2 protein-coding genes are annotated in these 1,334 nt (G+C 64.8%); both read right to left on the reverse strand.

Annotated features, from left to right (window positions below; translation table 11 throughout):
• Window positions 1–39: 39 nt before the first annotated feature.
• Window positions 40–1,101, reverse strand: coding sequence for a recombinase RecA (recA, locus tag BIS11_RS17755; RefSeq protein ID WP_253426845.1), 1,062 nt, complete (start codon window positions 1,099–1,101; stop codon window positions 40–42).
• Between the two features lie 82 nt (window positions 1,102–1,183).
• Entirely contained in the window at window positions 1,184–1,324 is a 141-nt protein-coding gene (locus BIS11_RS17760; RefSeq protein ID WP_367399232.1) for a hypothetical protein, read from the reverse strand.
• Between the last annotated feature and the right edge of the window lie 10 nt (window positions 1,325–1,334).

Raw genomic sequence — 1,334 nt, forward strand, 5'->3', positions numbered from 1 at the left:
TTTCAGTGCCGAACATGGGTCACTCCGGCAAGGCGGGGATCAAAGCAGATCGTCGTCACCGTCGGCGTCGACGTCCGCCACCGGCGCCTCTTCCTTCTTGGGCTCGGCCTGCACCAGCAGCTGGGCGCGGATCTGGCTTTCGATCTCTTCCATGATCGCCGGGTTGTCCTCGAGGAACTGCGAGGCGTTGGCCTTGCCCTGGCCGATCTTGTTGCCCTTGTAGCTGTACCAGGCGCCGGCCTTGTCGACCAGGTTGCACTGCACGCCCAGATCGATCACTTCGCCGGCGTGGTAGATGCCCTTGCCGTAGAGGATCTGGAACTCGGCCTGACGGAACGGCGGGGCCACCTTGTTCTTGACCACTTTCACGCGGGTCTCGTTGCCGGTGACCTCGTCGCCGCTCTTCACCGAGCCGGTACGCCGGATGTCCAGGCGTACGCTCGAGTAGAACTTGAGGGCGTTGCCGCCGGTGGTGGTCTCGGGGCTGCCGAACATCACGCCGATCTTCATGCGGATCTGGTTGATGAACACCACCAGGCAGTTGGCGTTCTTGATGTTGCCGGTGATCTTGCGCAGCGCCTGGGACATCAGGCGCGCCTGCAGGCCGACGTGGGAGTCGCCCATCTCGCCTTCGATCTCGGCGCGCGGGGTGAGGGCGGCCACCGAGTCGATGATGATCACGTCGACCCCGCCGGAGCGCACCAGCATGTCGGTGATCTCGAGGGCCTGTTCACCGGTGTCCGGCTGGGAGACCAGCAGATCGTCCAGGTTGACGCCGAGCTTCTCGGCGTAGCTCGGGTCGAGCGCGTGCTCGGCGTCCACGAAGGCGCACACCTTGCCCTGCTTCTGCGCCTGGGCGATCACCGAAAGCGTCAGCGTCGTCTTGCCCGAGGATTCCGGGCCGAAGATCTCGACCACCCGGCCAAACGGCAGACCGCCGATGCCGAGTGCGATATCCAGGCCCAGCGAGCCGGTGGAGACCGACGGCATCACCACGCGCGGGGCATCGCCCAGGCGCATGACGGTGCCCTTGCCGAACTGACGGTCGATCTGGCTGAGCGCGGCGTTCAGCGCCTTGGTGCGATTATCGTCTTGAGCCATGTGAAGCTTCCTCGCGATGGACTGTATAATTACCCAGTATTATGCCAAATATTGGCCGGTAAACAAAGCGCCAGCGCGCTATTTATTCGTCGCCGCCGTCGGGCGCGCGCGACAGATGCAGCACCAGCGCGACCAGCGCCTCGCGCACCGCCTGCTCGCGCACCGCCTGGCGATCGCCGGGAAACACGAAGCGCATCGCCTCCTGGTGGGTCTCGTTGCCGATGGCGAGCCAC

This window comes from Halomonas sp. 707D4 (genome assembly GCF_024158685.1).
GTDB lineage: Bacteria > Pseudomonadota > Gammaproteobacteria > Pseudomonadales > Halomonadaceae > Vreelandella.

Bases quoted from the DNA above. Each gene is read 5' to 3' on its own strand.
- recA (WP_253426845.1), bottom strand. From the start codon at position 1,101: ATGGCTCAAGACGATAATCGCACCAAGGCGCTGAACGCCGCGCTCAGC.